The organism is Cupriavidus cauae (genome assembly GCF_026210475.1).
GTDB classification, from domain to species: Bacteria; Pseudomonadota; Gammaproteobacteria; order Burkholderiales; family Burkholderiaceae; genus Cupriavidus; species Cupriavidus cauae.
In genome coordinates, this window is record NZ_CP080294.1 from 1,861,089 (window position 1) to 1,882,274 (window position 21,186).

Below are 21,186 nucleotides of genomic sequence, written 5' to 3' on the forward strand. Positions count from 1 at the left end.
GGCACGCCGCTCCCTGCGTCATTGCAGCGTCAGCCCGATCGCCTTGGTCGCGGCCTGGTAGGTCGGCCACACACGGCCGATGAACTGGCGCAGGGCATCGCCGGTCAACGGCGTGTCCTGGCTGCCGAGTTGTTGCCGGACGATCTTGACCTGCTCGGACTCGGTGATCGATTTCGTCACCAGCTCGGCCAGCCGCGCGCCGATCTCCGGTGGCAGCCCGGCCGGTCCCAGCAGCATGTTGCATTCGGTCAGGTTGCGGAACACCGGGCTGTTGAAGCCCTCGTCGGCCCAGGTCGGAATGCCGGGCAGCCGGTCGCTGCGCGGGCCGGAGATGATCAGGATCGGCTTCAGGCCACCGGACTGCAGGCCGCCCGACATGCCGAGCAGCGAGCCCGCGCCGACGTCGATATGGCCGGCCAGCAGGTCGCCCATCATCGCGCCGGTGCCCTTGTAGTTGATGATGTCGAGCTGGGCGCCGGTCTCCTTCTTCAACTGGGCCACCATCAGCTGCCAGCCCGAGCCTACGCCGTAGTTGCCGACCGAGACCGGCCGCTTGCGCGACAGCGCCAGCACTTCCTTGAAGTTGTTGGCGGGCAGGTTCTTGTTGGCCACCATCACGCCCACGCCGGTGCTGACCGCGGCGATCGGCACCAGGTCGCGCGACGGATCGATCGGCGGCTTGCGCAGCAGCACCGGCGCCTGCGCGAGCTGGCTGTGCAGCGTGAACAGCAGCGTGTAGCCGTCGGGCTCGCTGCGTGCGACCGTTTCGGCGGCGATCATGCCGACGCCGCCGGGCTTGTTCTCGACGACCACGGGCACCTTCAGCACGCTGGTGAAATACTCGGCGAAGGCACGGGCGGTACTGTCGTTCGAGGAACCGGGGGCCTGCGCCGCGATGATGCGGATCGGCCGGGCCGGCCAGTTGGCGGCGCGCGCGGACGCGAACGGCCACGGCAGCACCGCGAGCGCCGCGCCGGCGCGCAACAAGCGACGGCGCCGGCCGTCTACCAGCCATGTGGATGGAATGTCAGCCTTCATTTCGTCTCCGTGTCGTTGTTATCACTGCCCGGCGGCTTGCCGCCGCCGTACGCGCCGCGCAGCGGCGCATGTGCGCGTTGCCTGCGAGCGCTGCATGGGTCGCTACATGGATCGCTGCGTGGTTGCCTACATGCCGATCAACGCGGCCCGCTCCACCAGATTGCGCACGATGCGGATCGACGCGATGTCGATCATCTTGCCGTCGTACTGGACGGCGCCCAAGCCCTGTGCGAGCGCGGCGTCGTAGGCGCGCATCATGTCGCGCGCGCGGGCGACATCGTCGGGCGAGGGCGAGAACACCTGCTGCGCAAGTTCGACCTGCGACGGGTGGATCGCCCACTTGCCGACCATGCCGAGGATCATCGCGCGCCGCGCTTCCTGCAGATAGACGTCCGGGTCGCGGAAATCGGCGAAGGGGCCGTCGACCGCGTCGAGCCGGTTGGCGCGCGCGGCGATCGTCAGCCGGTGCCGCTGGTAGTGCCAGATATCGCCCGGATAGCCGCCGCTGCCGCCGATGTCCCGCACGGAGACGCCCTGGCTGGCCGAGTAGTCGCCCATGCCGAAGATCAGGCATTCGAGCCGGGGCGTGGAGGCGGCGATCGCTTCCACGTTCATCATGGCCTCGACCTCTTCGATCAGCACGTCGATGCCGATCCGGTGCGGCAGCTTGAGCTTGATCTCCATCATCGTCAGCAGCTTGTCGACGAACTGCACGTCGGCGGCGCTCATCGCCTTGGGCAGCATGATCACGTCGAGGTTGGCACCCGCGCCCTCGACCACTTCGATGATGTCCTCGTAGGCGTATTCGGTGGTCAGGTCGTTGACGCGCACGCAGCGGGTGGTCCTGCCCCAGTCGAGCCCGTTCAGCGCATCGACGATCCTTGCCCGCGCGGGGCGCTTCTCGGCCGGCGCGACGGCATCCTCGAGATCGAGAAAGACGAAGTCGACGTCCATCGCGGCGGCCTTGCTCATCATCTTCTCGCTCGAGCCCGGCACCGAAAGCTGGCAGCGGCGCAGCCGCCGCGGTCGTTGTTGTGCATCCCTTTGCATCGCTGTGTTTGCTCCTTGGTGGTATGCGCTGTCGCCAGGCGAACCATGGCGATCCGGTTTGTCACGGCCGCAGCGCGGCAATCTCGGTCGCGGTGAAGCCGAAGTCGGCCAGCGTCCGTTCGGTGTGCTCGCCGACCATCGGGGCGCGGCGGCGCACCGCGCCCGGCGTCGCGCTCATTCGCACCGGCGTGCCGGCGACCGTCAACGGCCGGGCCGCGCCCGGCTGCTCGACCTCGACCAGCATGTCGCGCACGCGGAAATGCGGGTCGGCGAAGATGTCGCGGGCATCGAACACCGGACCGAACGGGATCTCGCCGCCGAGTTCGCGCGCCAGTTCCTGCTTCGTGAAGCGCCGGGTCCAGGCGGAGACGAGCTCGTCCACCTCTTCGCGATGCGCGACACGGGCGTCGTTGCTGGCAAAGCGGGGATCGTGCTGCAGCTCGGGCCGCTGCATGCGCGCGACCAGCAGGGCCCAGAAGCGGTCGTTCGGCACGCCCAGGCTGACGTAGCCGTCGGCGGCGGGAAACAGTCCGAACGGGCACAGCAGCGGGTGGCCGTTGCCTTCCGGCCCCGGCGCGTTGCCCGTCACGCCGTACTGGAACACCAGCCGCTCGCAGACCGCGAGCACCGCGTCGACCATCGCCACGTCGACGAACTGCCCCTGGCCGGTACGCTGTGCGCGCCAGCAGGCCGCCGCGATGCCGTACGCCAGGAACATCGCCGGCACGATATCGCCGACGCCCGGGCCGATCTTGGTGGGCGGGCCGCCGCGGCGGGCGCCGGTGATGCCCATGATGCCGCCCATGGCCTGCGCGACCGGGTCATAGGCCGGCCAGTCGGCGTAGGGGCTGGCGCCGCTGCGCGGATCGCCGAAGCCCCGCAGCGTGGCGTAGACGAGCCGCGGGTTCGCGGCGGCCAGCGTCTCGTAGCCCAGCCCGAGGCGGTCCATCACGCCGACGCGGTAGTTCTCGACCAGCACGTCGGCCTGGCGTGCCAGCCGCAGCAGCGCCTCGCGCCCGGCGGGCCGCTTCAGGTCCAGCTCCACCGATTCCTTGTTGCGGTTGATCGAGCCGAAGTAGGCGCCGTATCCGCGCTGCTCCAGGCGCAGCGCGCCATCCAGATGCGGACCGTTGCGCCGCGTCAGGTCGCCGCCCGGCGGCTCGATCTTGATGACCCGCGCGCCCTGGTCGGCCAGCATCATCGACGCATACGGCCCGGCCAGCATCTGCGTCAGGTCGAGCACGACCAGGCCGTCGAGCGCGCCGACGGGGCGCTCGTCGCCGCTCATCGCTCGCCCCTGGTCATCGGTCACCCCAATGGCTCTTGCGCTTGAGCAGCACCGTGCGTTCGGCCTGCACGCACAGCCTGTCGTCCTGGTTGATGCCGTAGTGGCGGAAGCGGACGAGGCCGGCGTCCGCCCGGTCGGGCGCGTCTTCTACCGCCAGCACCTCGGAGTAGGCGTACAGCGTGTCGCCATGGAAGACCGGATGCGACAGCCGGATCTTGTCCAGGCCGATTTCGCGCAGGCATTGCTCCGCGGTGTCCTGCGCGGCAAGGCCCAGCACCATCGACAGATTGATGCCGCCGAACACCACCCGCTGCGAAAAGATGCCGTTTGCCGCGCGCCGCATGGCGTCCTCGTTGAAATGGCCCTCGGCGGTGTTCATCACCATATTGGTCAGCAGCACGTTGTCCATCTCGGTCACCGTCTTGCCGCGCGCATGGCGGATCAGCATGCCGGGCGAGAAATCCTCGAAGTAGCCGTCGTGGCTGGTCAGCGCATGCGTCTTCATGCCGTTGCCCTCCCGGCGCCCTGGCGCTGATCGAAGGCGCGGCTGGCGATCATCGCTTCGACCTCCGAACGTCCCAGCAGGCTGTTGGCGATGATGCGCTGCTGGATTTCCGAGGTGCCCTCGAAGATCTTGGTCAGCCGCGCGTCGCGCCAGTAGCGCTCGACCGGGAACAGCTTGGTATAGCCTGCGCCGCCGAAGATCTGCAGCGCGGTCGAGGTCACGCGTTCGGCCATCTCCGAGGCGAAGTACTTGACCATCGACGCCTCCTTGTCGCAACGGCGGCCGCTGTCGATCTCGTTGCAGACGTAGTACAGCAGCTGGCGCGCGGCCTCGATTTCAGTGGCCATCGTGGCGATCTTGAAGCGGATCGCCTGATATTCGGCGATCGGCATGCCGAACTGGCGGCGCTCCAGCGAGTAGGCGATCGCGTCCTCGAGCGCGCCCTGGGCCAGTCCGATCGCACGGGCCGCGGTATGCGCGCGGGCGCCTTCCAGGCCCTTGGCCATCAGCAGGAAGGCCTTGCCTTCGCCGCCCATCAGGTTGCGGGCGGGGACGCGCACGCCATCGAGTGCCAGCTCGAAGGTCTTCCAGCCGAAATAGCCGATCTTGGGAATCGGCGAGCCGGTCATGCCCGGCGGAAAGCTGCCGCGTTCCTTCTCGATCATGAAGCAGGAAATCCCTTCCCAGCGCTTGTCGGGACTCGGCGGCGGCGAGGTGCGCGCGAACAGGATCAGGTAGTCGGCTCCATCGGCGAACGTGCACCAGTACTTGTTGCCGGTCAGCACCCATTCGTCGCCGTCGCGCTCGGCGCGGCACGAGATCGAGGCCAGGTCCGAGCCGGTGTCGGGCTCCGACAGCGCGCTGGCGTTCAGGAATTCGCCGCGCACCACGCGCGGCAGATAGGCCTGCCGCATGTCCTCGGGCATCGCCTTCATGATCCAGCCGCCCTGCGCGCGCGCGACGATCGAGGCGACCGACATCCAGCCGCGCGACAGCTGTTCGCAAATCAGGCAGTACTCGAAGATGCCGAGGCCCAGGCCGCCGTACTGCTCGGGAATCGTGATGCCGAAATACCCCATCTCGGCCATCTTGTCGCGCAGATCCATCGGGATCTCGGCGTCGGGGCCGTCGAGGGCATTGGCGACGGGCAGCACCTCCTTCATGGTGAACTCGCGCGCCGCCTCGCGGATCATCTGGCGCTCTTCCGTCATGTAGCCCTTGCCGTCTGCCGATATGGTCATGCCCTGGTCCTCACAAGATTCGAACGTTTGAACGCGATCACCGCTTCGCCGCGCTGGTTGGTGCCGCGCGTGTGCCAGGTCACGATGCCGTAGCCGGGGCGATTGCTGGCGAGCCGGCGCGACACCACCTCGGAGCTGGCGTACAGCGTGTCGCCGGGATAGACGTGCTCCACGAAGCTGAGCTCGTCGACGCCGAGAAACGGACCGCCGCCTTCCGACAGGTCCTCGACCGACAGGCCGAAGACGGTGTTGAACACCAGCAGCGGATTGACCGGAATGCGCGGATGGCCGGCGGCCTCCGCCATTGCCGCATTGGTGTATTGCGGGTTGTAGTGCAGCGTCAGCACCGAGAACAGCGTGTTGTCGGCCTCGCTGACGGTGCGGCCCCAGTGATGGGTGAAGGCGCGGCCGGGCTCGAAGTCCTCGTAGCGATTGCCGCGTACGCGCAGCGTCGCCTCGGCCTTGAGCCGGGCTACGGTGGGGTCCACGGAAGCGGTGTCCTGGGATGTCATCGGATTGCCTCGAACAGGGGGTCAAGGGAAGGGAGCCGGTCTAGCGCTTGCACCGCATCGACCAGGCGGCCAAAGCGCGCACCGCCCAGCACCGGCGTGACGATGGCCTCGGCCTTGGCCAGCAATTGCTGCCATTGCCGATCGAGATCGGCGGCCGGCACCGCGACATTGGCGCTTTCGCGCAGCGTGCGGCCATCGCGGGTGCGAATCTCGACCACGGCGGCGTTGCGGTCGCCCCCCTGGTCGGTGTGCAGCGCGACGCGTTGGCGGGCGCGCGCGAGGCGCGGATCGGTGGCCTGCCGGTCGGTGTAGTTGTCGAGCGAGGCGGTGGACACACCATCGAGGGCCATCACCGCAAGATGCTGGATCGAGAACTTGATCTCCAGGCCGGTGCGCGGCTGCGCGATGTCGCACACGCCGCGATGGGGACCGGACACGAGAATGGCCATCGTCTCCATGTCGTCCAGGCCGATGCCGTGCTTGCGGCGCGCCTGTGCCACGGCCTCGAGCGTGGAGTGGGTCAGGTAGCAGGAGGCGTGGTACTTGAACAGCGTCTTCTCGATCGCCATGGTGTTTCGCGGCTCGAACCGCGCGGGCAGCGGATCGCCGTCCGGCGCCTGCGTGGCTGCAAATCCCTGTGCGCATTCGAGCGCCGCGGTGTTGGCGGTGAAGCCGCGCGCCGCCAACCGGGCCGCCATCACGCCATGCATCGCGGCCTTGCCGGCATGCAGCGGCTTGGCCATCGTGCCGAACATGCATTTGAGGCCGGCCGCCTGCGTGGCCGCCAGGCCGAGCGCGTGCGCGCTGCGATCCGGGTCCAGCCGCATCAGCCGGGCGCACGCCGCCGCCGCGCCGATCGCGCCGGTGGTGCCGGTCGGATGCAGGCCGAAGCGGTATTGCGCGTCGCCAATCCGCTCGCCGATGCGCGATTCCACCTCATGGCCGATCACCAGCGCGCGCAGCAGATCGATGCCGCCGGCGCGCTGCAGCTCGGCCACCGCCAGCGCGGCCGGAGCGACCGGTACGGTGGGGTGGCCGCGCATCGCGGAAGCGACGTCGTCGAAGTCGAGCGCGTGGCCGGCCGCGCCATTGATCAGCGCAGCGTCGGCCACGTGCGCGCGGGTGCCGCCCAGCAGGGTGCAGGGCGCGGTCGAGTCGCCGCCATGTTCGGCAGTCAGCATCGTGACCAGCGGCTCGCCGTTGGCGGCGATCGCCACCGCCAGCCAGTCCAGCAGCGCGTGGCGCGCCCACATCAGGGCCGCCGGCCCGATCGCCGTGTCGTCGACCGTGCTGATCCACTGCGCCATCGCGCCGGTATAGCCGGGTGCCGCCTGCTCGGATCGTTCCATGTCCACCTGTTCGATGCGCCCGGTTTGGCGGGCGACGGTTGTTGCGGGTGGAGGCAGTATCGGCCCGCGCGGCATCGGCGGGCATCACATATGTGATGGATGACGACGGCAGCAAATCATCATGGATGTGATGGCGGGGCGCCGGGCGGAGAGGCAGACTGCATGTCGCGCGGTCCCGCACCGCCTGTCCGCCAACCACTTCGAGATCGAGACCATGACCGACGATTCCCTCCGCCTGCGCCGCTCGGTGCTCTATGTTCCCGCGGCCAACGCCCGCGCCATCGACAAGTCGGCCGCGCTGCCATGCGATGCGATCGTGTTCGACTTGGAAGATGCGGTGTCGCCCGCGATGAAGAGCGCCGCGCGCGCGCAGCTTGGGCAAGCGCTGTCGGGGCGGCGGTCTGCCGGCCAGGAGATCGTGCTGCGCGTCAATGCATTGGGCACCGCCGAGTTCGCGCAGGACCTGATGCTCGCCGCCAGCGCGCGCGTCGACGCGGTGTTGCTGCCGAAGGTCGGCGACGACAGCGATGTCGTGGCATTCGCCCGCGCCTGCGCGGCGCTGGCATGGGACAAGCCGCCGGCGCTATGGGCGATGGTGGAGACGCCGCAGGCGATCCATCGGCTCGATGCGATCGTCGCGGCCGGGCGTGCGGCGACACCGCGCCTCGATTGCCTGGTGATCGGCACCAACGATCTGGCCAAGGACACCGGTGTATTTGCCGGCGAGGAGCGCCGCTATCTGATGCCCTGGCTGATGCAGGCCGTGCTGGCGGCGAAACGCTACGGGGTCGACATTCTCGATGGCGTCTGGAACGACTTCGGCGACCAGGCCGGCTATGCCGCGGAACTGACCCAATCGGTGCGGATGGCATTCGATGGCAAGACGCTGATCCACCCGTCGCAGATCGACGCCGCCAACGCGGCATTCGCGCCGTCGGCACAGCAGGTCGCGGAAGCCGAGCGGATTGCCGCCGCCTTCGCGGCGAACGAGAACGCAGACGCAGGGGTGATCAATCTCGATGGCAGGATGGTCGAGCGGCTGCATCTGGAACAGGCGCTGCGGCTGCTGGCTCGCCACCGCGCAATCGTGCAGGCGGAGCAGCGGCGGGGCGGGGCGGCTGCGACTGCGACTGCTGCGAACGCTCCGAACTCTCCGAACGCTGCGAATGCGGCGAAGGTCTAGCAGTTTCGCGCGACGGCCAGCACCGCGGGCAGCAACTGCTTGCGGCGCGCATGCAGCCGGGCCACGGGCCCGCCGGTACCGATGCCCAGCCATTGTCCACGGATCGGTGTTGCCAGCAGCGTGGCCAGGACGCCGGCGCCGGGCGTGGCGAGATTGGCCGATTCGTAGTAACCCTGCTCGCGCGCCTGCCGGACGGCGCGCATGGTATCGGCCAGCCGCGCCGGCGGCCATGCGCTCTTGTGCTCGGCGTTATAGCGGCGCAGCAGGCGGCCCACCTCGTCGTCGTTCATCCGGCTCATCAGCATGATGCCGATCGCGGTCAGATGCATCGGGCGCATCGCGCCGGATACGGCGGTCAGGCGCAGCGCGTGGGGCGATTCGATGACCGACAGGTACTGCAGCATGATGCCGTTCTGGCGTCCCAGCAGCACGGTCTCGCCGGTGTCCGCCGACAGCCGCCGCATGGCATCGTGGACGGTCGCGCTGGTGCCATGCTTGCGCGTGGTCCAGTCGCAAAGGAAGGACACCCGCACGGAAGGGCAGAAGGTGCGCGCCTGCGCATCGAATTCCATATAGCCCCGGCCTACCAGCGTGCGCACCAGCATCGACGCGCTCGATTGCGGTATCCCCAGCTTCTCGACGATTTCGCCGACCCGCAGCGGCCGCCGCTCGCGCTCGAACAGCTCGAGCAGATCGAAGACCCGGTTCGCCGATTTCACCATGCCTGCATCCACAGCCTGTCTCCCCTTGCCGGGCGGTCGCGCCGCCGGTCGAATTGCCGAACTGCCGTATGGTACGCCGGCCGTAGCACCCGCCGCGCATGACGTTCCGGCGGGGACGGCCCCGCGATGGGTCGCTCGCCAAGGCTTTCCGATATGGAATCGAAACGTGCACGAATCATCGCTGTAGCTCGATTCGGGAATGGCATACATTGCTCCCACCCTGCCGCACGAGATCGCCGATCTCCCGGTCCGCATCCCCGCGAGAGCCAGCCAGAGCCATGAAAGCCAGCCCACTTCCTTCCCTGCCCAGCCGTGCCGTGGTCCGCGAGGTCGGCCTGCGCGACGGCCTGCAGAGCGTGCAGACCATCGTGCCGACCGAACACAAGCGCGAATGGATCCGCGCCGCCTACGACGCCGGCCAGCGCGAAATCGAGATCGGCTCCTTCGTGCCGGCGCGGCTGCTGCCGCAATTGGCCGATACGGCCGAGCTGCTGGCCTTCGCCAGGACGCTGCCGGGCTTGTTCTGCTCGGTGCTGGTGCCGAATCTGCGCGGCGCCGAGCTGGCGCTTGCCCACGGTGCCGACCTGATGCTGGTGCCGCTGTCGGCCAGCCATGCGCACAGCCTGGCGAACCTGCGCAAGACCCCCGACGAAGTGGTGGCCGAGGTGGCCCGCATGCGCGCGGCCCGCGACGCCGCCGGGGCGAGCACGCTGATCGAGGGCGGCGTGGGCACGGCGTTCGGCTGCACGATCCAGGGCCATGTCGATGCCGACGAAGTATTGCGCCTGATGCAGGCGCTGCTCGATGCCGGGGCGGACCGCGTCAGCCTTGCCGATACGGTGGGCTATGCCGATCCCGCGCAGGTGGCCGCGCTGTTCGAGCGCGCCGTCGCGCTCGCCGGCGACAGGTTCTGGTGCGGCCATTTCCACGATACCCGCGGACTGGGGCTGGCCAACGTCTACGCCGCGATGCAGACCGGCGTGAACCGCTTCGACGCCTGCCTCGGCGGCATCGGCGGCTGCCCGCATGCGCCGGGCGCGAGCGGCAATGTCGCCACCGAAGACCTGGCCTATATGCTGGGCAGCATGGGCATCGACACCGGCCTCGATATCGGCGCGCTGCTGCGCCTGCGCGAGCGGGTGGCGGGCTGGCTCGCCGGCGAGACCCTGCACGGCATGCTGTGGCGCGCCGGCTTGCCGAAGACATTCCCCGGTGTCGGCGCTGACGACGATGCCGGCCTTGCCGCGCCGAGCCGCTGTGGCACGGCACCGTCCCCGGCGCCCATCCAGACTTTCCCAGCCTGATCGCCACCGAGTGGGTCATATCATGATGCAAAGCAACGAATCCCTCCCGCTCGCGGGCATCCGCGTGGTCGAGTTCACCCATATGGTCATGGGCCCGACCTGCGGCATGATCCTGGCCGATCTCGGTGCCGAGGTCATCAAGGTCGAACCGCCCGGCGGCGACAAGACGCGCAACCTGCCCGGCCTGGGCATCGGCTTTTTCCGCGCCTTCAACCGCAACAAGAAGAGCGTGGTGCTCGACATCACCACCGACGAGGGCCGTGCCACCGCGGCGGAACTGGCCGGGCAGTGCGACGTGCTGCTGGAGAACTTCCGTCCCGGCCTGATGCGCAAGCTCGGCCTGGACTACGACACGCTGTCGAAGTCCTGTCCGCGGCTGATCTATGTCTCGCACAAGGGCTTCCTGCCGGGGCCGTACGAGAACCGGCTGGCGCTCGACGAGGTGGTGCAGATGATGGGCGGCCTGTCGTACATGACCGGGCCAAAGGGGCGGCCCTTGCGCGCCGGCACCTCGGTCAACGACATCATGGGCGGCATGTTCGGCGCGATCGGCGTGCTGGCCGCGCTGCGCGAGCGCGATCGCACCGGCCGCGGCCAGGAGATCCAGAGCGCGCTGTTCGAGAACTGCGTGTTCCTGGCCTCGCAGCATATGCAGCAGTACGCGATGACGGGCGAGGCGCCGCCGCCGATGCCCTCGCGCGTATCGGCCTGGAGCGTCTACGACGTCTTCACGCTGGCCGACGACGAGCAGCTGTTCATCGGCGCGGTCAGCGACAAGCAGTTCGTCACGCTGTGCAGGGTGCTGGAGCGGCCGGACCTGCTCGGCGTGCCCGAGTACGCCAGCAATGCCTCGCGCGTCGCGGTGCGTCCGCAACTGCTGGAGCAGCTCGGCGGCATCCTGCGGCATCACCGCGTCGCCGAGCTGGCGCCCAAGCTCGAGGCGGCCGGCATTCCGTACGCGCCGATCGTGCGCCCCGATCAGCTGCTCGACGACGTGCATCTGAAGGCAAGCGGGGGACTGGTGCCGATGCAGGCCGACGACGGCTCGACGGCGCCGGCCGTGCTGCTGCCGCTGCTGATGGGCGGCCGCCGCCCCGGCGTGCGCCATCCCTTGCCGAAGGCCGGCGAGCACAACGACGAAATTCTGGCGCGCCTGGGCAAGGGCGCGCGCTGACAGCACCGGGGCGGCCGGCGCGCGATCTGCGCCGGCCAGGCCCGAACAGGCCGCGGCACAGCGGCCGGACATACCCATCCGGAGACAACATCATGCATTCACCCCGCTCGCGCGCCATCGCGCCCTCGCTTCCGATCCGTCGCAATGTGATCAAACTGGCCGCGGCGGCCGTCACGCTCGGCATGCTGGGCGTGCCGGCGCTGTATCCCTCTCGGTCCGCGCAGGCGCAGCCGGGCTCCGGCAAGCCGATCCGATTGATCTTGCCGATCAGCGCCGGTTCCGGCGTCGATGCCATTGTGCGGGCGGCCGCGCCGGCGCTGGGCAAGGCGCTCGGCCAGCCGGTCGTGATCGAGAACATGCCCGGCGCGGGCGGCATCACGGGCACGGCCGCGGTCGTCAAGGCGGCGCCGGACGGCACCACGCTCGGCATGGTGTCGAACAACCACGCGATCAATCCGAGCGTGTTCAAGTCGATGCCGTTCGATGCGATCAAGGACATCACGCCGATCAGCGTGCTGGGCGCGACCTCGCTGGTGCTGGTGGTCAACCCGAAGGTGCCGGCGCGCAACGTCAAGGAGCTGGTCGCCCTGCTGAAGGCCAAACCGGACGAATACAACTACGCCTCGTCGGGCAACGGCACCGTGATTCATCTGGCCGGCCAGATGTTCCTGGAGGAGGCCGGCGTCAAGGCGCGCCATATCCCATACAAGGGCACCGGGCCGATGGTCACCGATTTGCTGTCGGGGCAGGTGCAGATGGGCGTGGTCGCGCTGAACGCCGTGCTGCCGCATCTGAAGGCCGGCACGCTGCGCGCGATCGGCCTGTGCGGCGCGAGCCGTTCGCAGGCGGCGCCCGATATCCCCACCATCGCCGAACAAGGCTTGCCGGCCTACGACATCGAGGGCTGGTTCGCCCTGGTCGGTCCGGCCAACCTGCCGCCCGCCGAAGTCCAGCGCCTGCACGACGCCTTCACCAAGGCCTTCACCAGCCCCGAGGTGGTCGAGGCCCTGAAGAAGCAGGCGACCGCCACGCGGCCGACCACGCCGGCGCAGGCGGCAAAGTTCTTCGCCAGCGAGGCGGCGCGCTATGCCACGCTGGTCAAGAAGGCCAACGTGTCGGTCGAATAGTCGCACGCGGCACGCGGCACTCGGTACGCGACACGCGGCTCGCGGGCCTTCCTTCTCCCCACCAACGCATCATCGAAACATGGCTCTTTACCAGCTCGGCGACCTGACGCCGTCCATCTCCGACACCGCCTTCATCGCGGATCAGGCCACCCTCATCGGCAACGCACAGCTCGGCGAGCAGGTCACCGTCTGGCCCGGCGCGGTGATCCGCGCCGACAACGAACCGATCGCGATCGGCGCCCGCAGCAACGTGCAGGAAGGCGCGGTGCTCCATACCGATCCGGGCTGCCCGCTGCGCATCGGTACCGACGTCACCATCGGGCATCAGGCCATGCTGCACGGCTGCACCATCGGCGATGGCGCGCTGATCGGCATCCAGGCCGTGATCCTGAACAACGCGACCATCGGAAGCGAATCCCTGGTCGCGGCGGGGGCGCTGGTCACCGAAGGCAAGTCCTTCCCGCCGCGCTCGCTGATCCTCGGCTCGCCGGCCAAGGCCGTGCGCGAGTTGAGCGACGAGGAAGTGCGCAATCTGCGCGCCAACGCCGCCGATTACGTGAAGCGCGGCGCCGACTATAGGAAGCAACTGAAGAAGGTGGCCTGACCGGGCATTACCCGGGACGAGGTCCGGGCAGTGCGTGGGCAGGATGCCGACCGAAGCGGCCTCTTCCGGGTCCGCCTGTGCCACAGGGCAGGGGACGCAGGCCCATTTGATTTTTAATGATAATGCAATATCATTATCGTCCGATCGACACCAGGACGATATCTTGCCCGCCGCTCCGCATCCACGACCCAACACGATCCGATGGCACCGGCGCGCCGCCGTGGCATTGCTGGCGACGGCGCCGGGCATCTGCGCGGCGCAGGAGGGGGAGGGCGGGCCGGCCGCCGAGCTGGAGGCGGTGACCGTTACCGGCACGCGCGAGCGGGCCTATCGCGCGGTGGTCGCACCCACCGCCAACAAGAGCGATACCGCGCTGAAGGAAACGCCGTTCTCGATCCAGACCGTGACGCGCGAGCTGATCGAGGACCGTGGCGTGTTCACGCTGGGGGAGGCCATCCGCACGGTCCCCGGTGTGACGGCGCAAGTCGGCTGGGGCGGCAGCAACGACCGCTTCCGCCTGCGCGGCTTCGCGACCTCGGCGAACCTGAAGAACGGCTTTCGCCGCAGCGTCTTCGCCCCGGTCGACGAGATGGCCAACATCGAGCAGATCGAGGTGCTCAAGGGCCCGGCGTCCGCGCTCTATGGCCGCTTCGAGCCAGGCGGCGTGGTCAATATCGTGACCCGCAAGCCGTTGGACAAGCCGCGGCACAGCGTGGAATTGACCGGCGGCAGCCATGATTTCCGGCGCGCGACGGTGGACAGCACCGGGCCGATCAGCGACACGCTGAGCTACCGGATCACCGGCTCGTGGCAGGACAATCGCAGCTTCCGCGACTTCGTCGACGCGCAGACGCTGTTCGTCTCGCCGGTGCTGCAGTGGAAGCTGGCACCGCAGACCCGCCTGACCGCGGAGTTCGAGTTCGGCCGCCGGCGCGGCGCCTTCGACCGCGGCTTCGGCAACAGCCCGCTGTTCCTCAACGTGCCGATCCACTACAACTATGGCGAGCGGGACGCGCGGCTGGACAACGACAGCGCGCTGGGCTCGCTGGTGCTCGATCATCGCTTCGACAATGGCTGGGCATTGCGCGCCGGCGCGCTGCGCTCCCATGCGCGCACCGATGCGGTCTGGTACCCGTATGGGTTTCCCGCGCTCAGCGGCGCCGATGGGCCCGACCCGCAGGTCAATCGCCGCAAGCAGCGCAACATCGACCGGCAGACCGATACCACGCTGATGGCCGAGGTCTCGCGCCGCTTCGATACCGGCGGCATCGGCCACCGCGTATTGATCGGTGCCGATTACAACTGGGACGAGTGGGACTTCAGCGCGCAGGCGAATCTGGGGCCGGGCGGCTTCCCGGTGAACCTGCCGATCGATCTCTACCACCCGGTGCATGGCGCCAACGCCGGCGCGCTGCTGCCGTACGACGGCTCGCGCTACGCCAGCCGCAACCTCGGCCTGTACGCGCAGGACGAGCTGCAGTTCGGACCGCATTGGCGATTGCTGCTCGGCCTGCGCTACGACCGCTCGCGGACCAGCGCGCGCGCCCAGTACCTGCAGGCGGCGGACACGCTGGTGCGGCATGACGATGCGCTGTCGCCGCGCGTGGGGCTGACGTGGACGCCGGTCGAGCCCGTGTCGCTCTACGCCAGCTGGGCGCGATCCTTCCTGACCGAGCCGTCCGGCGGCATGCTGCGCGCCGGCACGCTGCCCGCGCCGTCGCGCGGCAAGCAGACCGAGATTGGCGCCAAGTTCAGCCTGCTGGACGGCCGGCTGGAGCCGACCGTCGCACTGTTCGACATCCGCCGCAGCAACGGCGTGGTCTCCGATCCGGAGGATTTCAACTATGTGATCCAGGTCGGCGAGCAGCGCAGCCGCGGCTGGGAGATCGACGTGCCGTTCAGCATTACGCCGCGCTGGCGCGTGCTGGCGAGCTACACGCAATACAGGGCCGAGATCGCCGCCGACAGCAATCCCGCGCTGGTCGGCAAGCTGCTGGCCAATGCGCCGCGTCGCACCGCCAGTATCTGGACCACCTACGATTTCGCCGGAGCCGCGTCGGGACTGAGCGTCGGCATCGGCGCGACCTATGTCGGTGAACGGCAGGCCAATACCGAGAACGCCTTCGCCCTGCCTTCGTACACGCGCTGGGACGCCAATATCGCCTACCGCTTCGGCAAGGCGCGGCGCTACAAGCTGCAGCTGACGGTACAGAACCTGGGCGATCGCCGCTATTACGATTCCGGCGGCGCCTTCGTGCCGACCTATCCGGGCGCGCCGCGCACCGTGTTCGCCAGCTTCGGAGCGACGCTGTGACGGTGTTGGGAACCACGGGACTGTTCGCCGGCCATGGCGGGCGTCCGCTGCTCGGGCCGCTCGACGTGTCCATCCCGAGCGGGCGGTTCGTCTGCCTGCTGGGCGCGAACGGCGCGGGGAAATCGACGCTGATTCGCACGCTGTGCGCGATGCAGGCGCCGGTGGCGGGGCAGGTGCATCTCGACAGCGAGCCGATCCACGCGATGCCCGCCGCGCAACGCGCGCGGCGTCTTGCCGTGGTGTTGACCGAGCGGGTCGACGGTACGCTGATGCGCGGCTACGAGCTGGCCAGCATGGGCCGCTATCCCTATCTGGGCTGGGCCGGCCGGTTGAGCCCGGAAGACCATCGCATCGTGCACGAGGCGCTGGCGAGCGCCGGCGCGCTGTCGCTGGCGGAGCGGTTGGTTGCCGAGATGTCCGACGGCGAGCGGCAGAAGATCATGATCGCGCGCGCCCTGGCTCAGCAGCCGCGCCTGCTGGTGCTCGACGAAGCGACCGCCTTCCTCGACCTGCCGCGTCGCGTCGGCACGATGCAGCTGCTGCTGGACCTCGCACACCGGCATGGCCTGGCGGTACTGCTGTCCACGCACGACCTGGAACTGGCGCTGCGCTACGCCGACGAGCTGTGGTTGATCGACGGCCAGCGGCGCTTGCATGTCGGCGCACCGGAGGACCTGGCCATCGACGGCGTGCTGGGGGCGAGCTTCGCCGCCGACGGACTGACCTTCGATCTCGAACGCGCGGAGCTGCGCGTGGGACCGGCGGGAACCCGCGCGATCCGGCTGGAAGGCGGAGGGCTGCGCGCCAGCTGGGCCGCACGGGCGCTCGAGCGGGCAGGGTATGTGCGCGATCCCGATGCTGCGCTGACGCTGCGCGCCGATGCCGCGGGATATACCGTCGCCGGCGAAGGCGGCGCGGCGACGTGCTATCCGACGCTCGGCGCGCTGGTCGAGGCGCTGCGAACGCCGTCGAGCGCGGCAGCGTTCGCACGGGAGCCGCGGTGAACCGGCGCGGGACCGCGGCCGCAACCGGGTCCGCCATCGCGTCGGCGACCGCGACGGCCACCGCGTCGGCGACCGCATCGGCGATCGCGTGGGCCAGCGCGTCCGCCATCGCGCTGGCCGTGCTGCTGTGCGGCTGCACGCGGATCGAAGCGCCGCCGCGCGCCACGTGGCCGAAGCAGGCCGTCGGCGCTGCCGGGCCCACCGCGAATCTCGATGCCGCTTGCGTCGCCGACTATCGGCCCGGAGTCGATTATTTCCCGCACAAGACGACGTTCTCGCATGCGTCCCAGCTCGAGGTCGAATACGGCCCGCACTACAAGCGCGTGCGCTTCACGCCGAGCGTGGGCACCGGCGAACGGCTCGAATACCTGCTGGTCCAGTGCGGTACGCCGGTGCCGCCGCATCGCGACGACGTACCGGTGATCATGGTGCCGATCCAGCGCCTGGTCACCGGCAACGCGGCCATGCTCGGCGCGCTTGACGAACTGGGCCTGGTGGAACGCCTGTTCGGCACGGAAAACGTGCGCAGCGTGACCGTGCCATCGGTGCGGGCGCGGATCGAGCAGGGCAAGGTCCATGATATGTGGGGCTACGGCCATGCCTCGATCGAGCAGGCGATGTCGGTGCAGGCCGATGTCTATCTCAGCTTCTATTCGGCCTATCCGCAGGGCAATATGCATCCGCGCCTGTGGGAGCTGGGCGTGCGTGCGATCGCGCAGGCGGACCATCACGAGCCGCATCCGCTCGGGCGCGCGGAATGGCTCAAGCTGCTGGCGCTGCTGTCGAACCGCGAAGAGCGTGCCAACGCGCAGTTCGCGTCGATCGAGGCGGCATATCGCCGGCTGGCCGCGCTGGCGGCGCGTGCGCCGACCCGCCCCGCGGTGATGTCCGGCTTTGCCGCGGGACGACAGAGCTTCGAGACCTTCGGCGCGGACAACCAGCGCGCGCGGCTGATTGCGGACGCGGGCGGACACTATGTGCTGGACGGCGGCGGCACCGGCAGCCTGCTCTATCTGCCGTTCGAGCGCGTCTATGCGCGCGGCGTCGATGCGCCGGCCTGGCTCGGCACGGTGGGAGGGCGGGCCGATCTCGAAGCATGGCTTGCCGCCAGTCCGCTGCACGGGCGCTTTGCCGCGGCGGCCGGCCGCAATGTTCATGCATGGGACCGCGGCTATGCCGGGGCCTGGGCGTATCCCTACCAGGACCAGAGCATGACGCGGCCGCATATCCAGCTTGCCGAGGCCATCGCGGCGCTGCATCCCGAACTGGCATCCGAAGCGGCCGAGGTCGTCTCAGCCGCGCAAGCCGCCACGCCGACCTCCGATCCCCCCTCTCGATTCCTGCGGAAACTACCGTGACGACCCTGACTTCTGCCACGGCGCCGATGCCGCGGACCTCCATGCGGCGTGCTCCGCTGATCTTCGCCGGCCTGGTGCTGGCCATCGTGGTGTTGCTGCTGACCGAACTCACGCTGGGCGCGGTGGCCGTGCCGCTGCCGGCCGTGCTGCAGGCATTGACCGCGCAGCCGGTCGAGGCCGAGGTCTGGCGCGAGATCGTGCTGGGCTTTCGCCTGCCGCGGGCGATCAACGCGATGGTCAGCGGGGCCGCCCTGGGCGTGTCGGGCCTGCTGCTGCAGACGCTGTTCCGCAATCCGCTGGCCGATCCCTTCGTTCTCGGCATCGTGCACGGCGCGCGGCTGGGCACGGCACTGCTGGTCACCATCGCCGGCGTCGCGGGCAATGCCTTTCTGCTGCGCTACGGACTGGTCGGCGACCTCGGCATGGCACTGGCATCGATCGCCGGCTCCACCGCCGTGCTGGCCTTGCTTGCGGTGCTGTCGCGCCGGGTCGGCACGGTGACGCTGCTGATCACCGGACTGATGCTCGGCTATCTGGCGGTCGGGCTGATCAGCGCCTCGATGCACTTCATCGACGAAACGCAGGCGCGCGCGTTCAAGGCCTGGGACGACGCCAGCTTTGCCGGTGCCACGCGCCGGCAGCTCGAACTGCTGGTGCCCGGGGTAACGATCGGCCTGCTCGGCAGCCTGTTGCTGGTCAAGCCGCTCAACGGCCTGCTGCTCGGGGAGCGCTATGCCGAATCGATGGGGATTCCGGTGGCGCGGGTCAAGCGGGCCGCGTTGCTGGCCACCGCATGGCTGACGGGACTGGTGACGGCCTTCTGCGGACCGGTGGCCTTCCTGGGACTGGTTTCCGCGCAGGTGGCCCGCGCGCTGTGGCGCTGCGCCGACCATCGCGTGCTGCTGCCCGGTGCGGCGCTGGTCGGCGCGGTCCTCGGCCTTGCCGCCGACCTGGTGGTGCATCTGCCTTGGAGCCGGCATGTGTTTCACCTCAACGCAGTGATCGGCCTGGTCGGCGCGCCGGTGGCGCTCTACATGCTGTACCGGACAAAGGCGCTGCATCGCGCCGAATGAGGACTACTGCGGCGGCGGCCTTCCACTGAATAAGTGCAATTAACCGCCAGTATTTTCGCCCAACTCCCAAGCCCGCCTGCAATCTGCGCGATCCGGACGGCAACAAGGTCCAGGTGGTCCATCGCGGCGATCTGCCTGCGGTTTCCGCCTGACAGGCAACAGCCGCCGCGGATTTCACTTGCGGCATCGTCGCCGCGCGCCGGTCACCGCCGCACGCGCGATGCCCAGAACAGGCTGACAGCTAGTCCATCGCGGGTCAGCGTCCGGCGCTGCCGGTGTGGGTAAGGAGTGGTGTGGATCGCCGGCATGATACGGGCGATCCGCGGCGGCACGACGGCCTAATCGAGAAACAGGTCCGCGATCACCGAACGCAGCCAGCGATTGGCCGGGTCCTGGTGGTAGCGCTCGTGCCAATGCTGCTTGATCGAAAACGTCGGCAGCGGGAAGGGCGGGGCCAGCGCCTTGACGTTGGCGATGCCCATCAGCATCTGCGCCACTCGCTCCGGCACCGTGGCAACCAGGTCCGTATTGGCCAGCAGATTCCCGAGGCCCGGCAGTGTCGGCAGCGACAGCGCGACGTTGCGCGTGACGCGCCGCCGCTCCAGCTCGCGCTCGAGCAGATCGTGCCCGGTGCCGGCCGCGGTGATGGCAACGTGCTTCTCGCGCTTGAACAGCGACACCGTCATGCGCCGATCCACGCGGGGATGGTCCTGTCGCACCACGCAGGCGAAGCCCTGGTGAAACAGCCGTTGCTGGTAGAAGCCCGCCTCCAGCTCCGGCATGAAGCCGACCGCCAGATCGGCCTCGCCGCTTTCGAGCTGCTTCGGCGTGTCCGTGGAGATGCGCATCACTTCCACGCGAATGCCCGGCGCCAGCGCATGCAGTCGGTTCATCAGGCCCGGCAGAAACTGCAGATGGCTGATGTCGGTCATGCTGATGCGGAAGGTGCGTTCCGATCGCGGCGGGTCGAACACCACCTGCTGCTGCGTGGCGGTGCGCAGGATCGCCAGCGCCTGGCGGAACGGCTGGATCAGCGTCTCCGCATGCGGGGTCGGCAGCATGCCTTCGGCGGTCCTGACGAACAGCGGATCGCCGAACTGCTTGCGCAGGCGGCCAAGCGCCAGGCTGACCGAGGTCTGCGGCAGGCCAAGATGTTCGCCCGCACGCGACACGCTTCGCGTCTTGTACACCTCGTCGAAGATCGCCAGCAGCTTCGTATCCATTATTAAGAATCCCGCTTGCGCCTATGTCAGCCATTGCATGGACGCCATAGTGCCATTGCCCTAATCTTGCCGCAAGGCGCCACCGGATAGCGCGCCGGCATACAAACAAGACATCCTTGGAGACATTGAATGCAAACAGGCAAGCTGGGGAGATGGCTCGCTTGTACCGCGCTGGCCGCGACGGCCGCGGTATCGACGCTTTCCCATGGGCAGGACTGGCCAAGCGGACCGGTGCGCGTGATCGTGCCGTTCGCGGCCGGCTCGACGCCCGATATCACCGCGCGGCTGATCGGCGAACGGCTGACGGCACGGCTGGGGCAGCCGATGGTGGTGGAGAACAAGACGGGCGCCGCCGGCAATATCGGCACCGATGCCATCGCCAAGGCAAAACCCGATGGACAAACGATCGGGCTCAGCATCGCCGGTCCGCTGGCGGTCAATTCGCTGCTGTACGGCAAGATGCCCTATGACCCGGCGCGCGACCTGCAGCCGGTGACCATCGCGACCAGCCAGCCGGCGGTGCTGGTCGTAGCCAATCGCGTCCCGGCGCGCAACGCCGCCGAACTGCTGGCGCTGCTGAAGAAGCAACCGAAGGCATTGAGCTATTCATCGATGGGCGCCGGCACGATCTCGCATCTGGCAGTGGCGGCGCTGGCCGCGCGCAGCGAGGCCGATCCGGTCCATGTGCCGTACCCCGGCTCCGGCGCGGCGGTCACCGCCGTGATCGCCGGCGACGTCGACATGGCAATCCTGCCGGCGGCCACAGTGATGCCGCATGTCAGGAATGGGCGCATCAAGGCGCTGGCGGTGGCCAGCGCGAAGCGTTCGCCCTCGCTGCCGGACCTGCCGACGCTCGCGGAGGCCGGCATCGCCGACGTGCAGGCGGACGCCTGGATCGGCTATGTGGTGCCGGCCGGCACGCCGGCGCCAATCGTCAAGCGGCTGCACGACGAGATCGTCGCGGTGCTGGCGGAACCGGCGCTGCGCGAGAAGCTGCGCCTCCAATTCATGGACCCGGTCGGCAACACGCCCGATGCGTTCCGCCGCGTGATGGCGGAGGACGTCGCACGCTGGAAGCCGGTCATCGAAAAACACAGGATTCGGCTGGACTAGCATG

The 21,186-nt window shown here is 68.9% G+C and carries 18 protein-coding genes and 1 pseudogene; 10 read left to right on the forward strand and 9 right to left on the reverse strand.

What is annotated here, in order from left to right:
- Nucleotides 1-18: 18 nt before the first annotated feature.
- The 7 genes and pseudogenes from KZ686_RS23550 to KZ686_RS23580 form a co-directional block, all read right to left on the reverse strand.
- On the reverse strand, nucleotides 19-1,038 hold the full coding sequence (locus tag KZ686_RS23550) for a Bug family tripartite tricarboxylate transporter substrate binding protein (RefSeq protein ID WP_149316044.1): 1,020 nt from the start codon (nucleotides 1,036-1,038) through the stop codon (nucleotides 19-21).
- A 126-nt stretch (nucleotides 1,039-1,164) separates the two neighbouring features.
- Nucleotides 1,165-2,088: an HpcH/HpaI aldolase/citrate lyase family protein gene (locus KZ686_RS23555; RefSeq protein WP_149316043.1), complete on the reverse strand. Its 924-nt coding sequence runs from the start codon at nucleotides 2,086-2,088 to the stop codon at nucleotides 1,165-1,167.
- A 61-nt stretch (nucleotides 2,089-2,149) separates the two neighbouring features.
- Nucleotides 2,150-3,376 carry a CaiB/BaiF CoA transferase family protein gene (locus KZ686_RS23560; protein ID WP_265635398.1) on the reverse strand — a complete coding sequence of 409 codons (1,227 nt, stop codon included), beginning with the start codon at nucleotides 3,374-3,376 and terminating at the stop codon, nucleotides 2,150-2,152.
- Between the two features lie 13 nt (nucleotides 3,377-3,389).
- Nucleotides 3,390-3,911: pseudogene (locus KZ686_RS23565) on the reverse strand (MaoC family dehydratase); the annotation flags it as partial.
- Nucleotides 3,878-5,122 carry an acyl-CoA dehydrogenase family protein gene (locus KZ686_RS23570; protein WP_261661535.1) on the reverse strand — a complete coding sequence of 415 codons (1,245 nt, stop codon included), beginning with the start codon at nucleotides 5,120-5,122 and terminating at the stop codon, nucleotides 3,878-3,880. The gene KZ686_RS23570 and the pseudogene KZ686_RS23565, both read right to left, overlap by 34 nt.
- Nucleotides 5,119-5,610 carry a MaoC family dehydratase gene (locus tag KZ686_RS23575; RefSeq protein ID WP_265633857.1) on the reverse strand — a complete coding sequence of 164 codons (492 nt, stop codon included), beginning with the start codon at nucleotides 5,608-5,610 and terminating at the stop codon, nucleotides 5,119-5,121. Before KZ686_RS23575 ends, KZ686_RS23570 begins: the two co-directional genes overlap by 4 nt.
- 20 nt (nucleotides 5,611-5,630) lie before the next feature.
- Nucleotides 5,631-6,983: an MmgE/PrpD family protein gene (locus KZ686_RS23580; RefSeq protein ID WP_265633858.1), complete on the reverse strand. Its 1,353-nt coding sequence runs from the start codon at nucleotides 6,981-6,983 to the stop codon at nucleotides 5,631-5,633.
- A 214-nt stretch (nucleotides 6,984-7,197) separates the two neighbouring features.
- On the opposite strand from KZ686_RS23580, the gene KZ686_RS23585 reads away from it, so the two are divergent.
- A complete protein-coding gene (locus KZ686_RS23585) occupies nucleotides 7,198-8,166 on the forward strand; it encodes an HpcH/HpaI aldolase/citrate lyase family protein (RefSeq protein ID WP_265633859.1) in 969 nt (322 codons plus the stop codon).
- On the opposite strand, the gene KZ686_RS23590 is transcribed toward KZ686_RS23585, so the two are convergent.
- The gene (locus KZ686_RS23590; protein ID WP_149316036.1) at nucleotides 8,163-8,888 is read right to left on the reverse strand and encodes an IclR family transcriptional regulator; all 726 of its coding nucleotides are present in this window, start codon (nucleotides 8,886-8,888) and stop codon (nucleotides 8,163-8,165) included. The genes KZ686_RS23585 and KZ686_RS23590 overlap by 4 nt on opposite strands.
- A gap of 278 nt (nucleotides 8,889-9,166) precedes the next feature.
- On the opposite strand from KZ686_RS23590, the gene KZ686_RS23595 reads away from it, so the two are divergent.
- The 8 genes from KZ686_RS23595 to KZ686_RS23630 all read left to right on the forward strand — a co-directional run bounded on the left by KZ686_RS23595 (nucleotide 9,167) and on the right by KZ686_RS23630 (nucleotide 18,846).
- Entirely contained in the window at nucleotides 9,167-10,192 is a 1,026-nt protein-coding gene (locus KZ686_RS23595; RefSeq protein ID WP_265633860.1) for a hydroxymethylglutaryl-CoA lyase, read from the forward strand.
- Between the two features lie 22 nt (nucleotides 10,193-10,214).
- Nucleotides 10,215-11,366 (forward strand): CaiB/BaiF CoA transferase family protein, encoded by a 1,152-nt coding sequence (locus tag KZ686_RS23600; RefSeq protein ID WP_265633861.1) that lies wholly within the window; start codon nucleotides 10,215-10,217, stop codon nucleotides 11,364-11,366.
- A 182-nt stretch (nucleotides 11,367-11,548) separates the two neighbouring features.
- Nucleotides 11,549-12,493 (forward strand): tripartite tricarboxylate transporter substrate binding protein, encoded by a 945-nt coding sequence (locus KZ686_RS23605; RefSeq protein ID WP_265635401.1) that lies wholly within the window; start codon nucleotides 11,549-11,551, stop codon nucleotides 12,491-12,493.
- 79 nt (nucleotides 12,494-12,572) lie between these two features.
- Nucleotides 12,573-13,097, forward strand: coding sequence for a gamma carbonic anhydrase family protein (locus KZ686_RS23610; protein WP_265633862.1), 525 nt, complete (start codon nucleotides 12,573-12,575; stop codon nucleotides 13,095-13,097).
- A 220-nt stretch (nucleotides 13,098-13,317) separates the two neighbouring features.
- Nucleotides 13,318-15,411 (forward strand): TonB-dependent siderophore receptor, encoded by a 2,094-nt coding sequence (locus KZ686_RS23615; protein WP_265633863.1) that lies wholly within the window; start codon nucleotides 13,318-13,320, stop codon nucleotides 15,409-15,411.
- Nucleotides 15,408-16,415, forward strand: a complete 1,008-nt coding sequence (locus KZ686_RS23620; protein WP_265633864.1) for an ABC transporter ATP-binding protein — start codon at nucleotides 15,408-15,410, stop codon at nucleotides 16,413-16,415. The genes KZ686_RS23615 and KZ686_RS23620 overlap by 4 nt, the downstream gene beginning before the upstream one ends.
- Nucleotides 16,412-17,773, forward strand: a complete 1,362-nt coding sequence (locus KZ686_RS23625; RefSeq protein ID WP_265633865.1) for an ABC transporter substrate-binding protein — start codon at nucleotides 16,412-16,414, stop codon at nucleotides 17,771-17,773. Before KZ686_RS23620 ends, KZ686_RS23625 begins: the two co-directional genes overlap by 4 nt.
- Nucleotides 17,770-18,846: a FecCD family ABC transporter permease gene (locus KZ686_RS23630; protein ID WP_265633867.1), complete on the forward strand. Its 1,077-nt coding sequence runs from the start codon at nucleotides 17,770-17,772 to the stop codon at nucleotides 18,844-18,846. Before KZ686_RS23625 ends, KZ686_RS23630 begins: the two co-directional genes overlap by 4 nt.
- A gap of 338 nt (nucleotides 18,847-19,184) precedes the next feature.
- Here the strand turns inward: KZ686_RS23630 and KZ686_RS23635 are convergent, their stop codons facing one another.
- Nucleotides 19,185-20,069, reverse strand: coding sequence for a LysR family transcriptional regulator (locus KZ686_RS23635; protein WP_149316474.1), 885 nt, complete (start codon nucleotides 20,067-20,069; stop codon nucleotides 19,185-19,187).
- A 129-nt stretch (nucleotides 20,070-20,198) separates the two neighbouring features.
- Between KZ686_RS23635 and KZ686_RS23640 the strand changes: the two genes are divergently transcribed.
- On the forward strand, nucleotides 20,199-21,182 hold the full coding sequence (locus KZ686_RS23640) for a Bug family tripartite tricarboxylate transporter substrate binding protein (RefSeq protein WP_223819706.1): 984 nt from the start codon (nucleotides 20,199-20,201) through the stop codon (nucleotides 21,180-21,182).
- The last annotated feature ends 4 nt before the right edge of the window (nucleotides 21,183-21,186 follow it).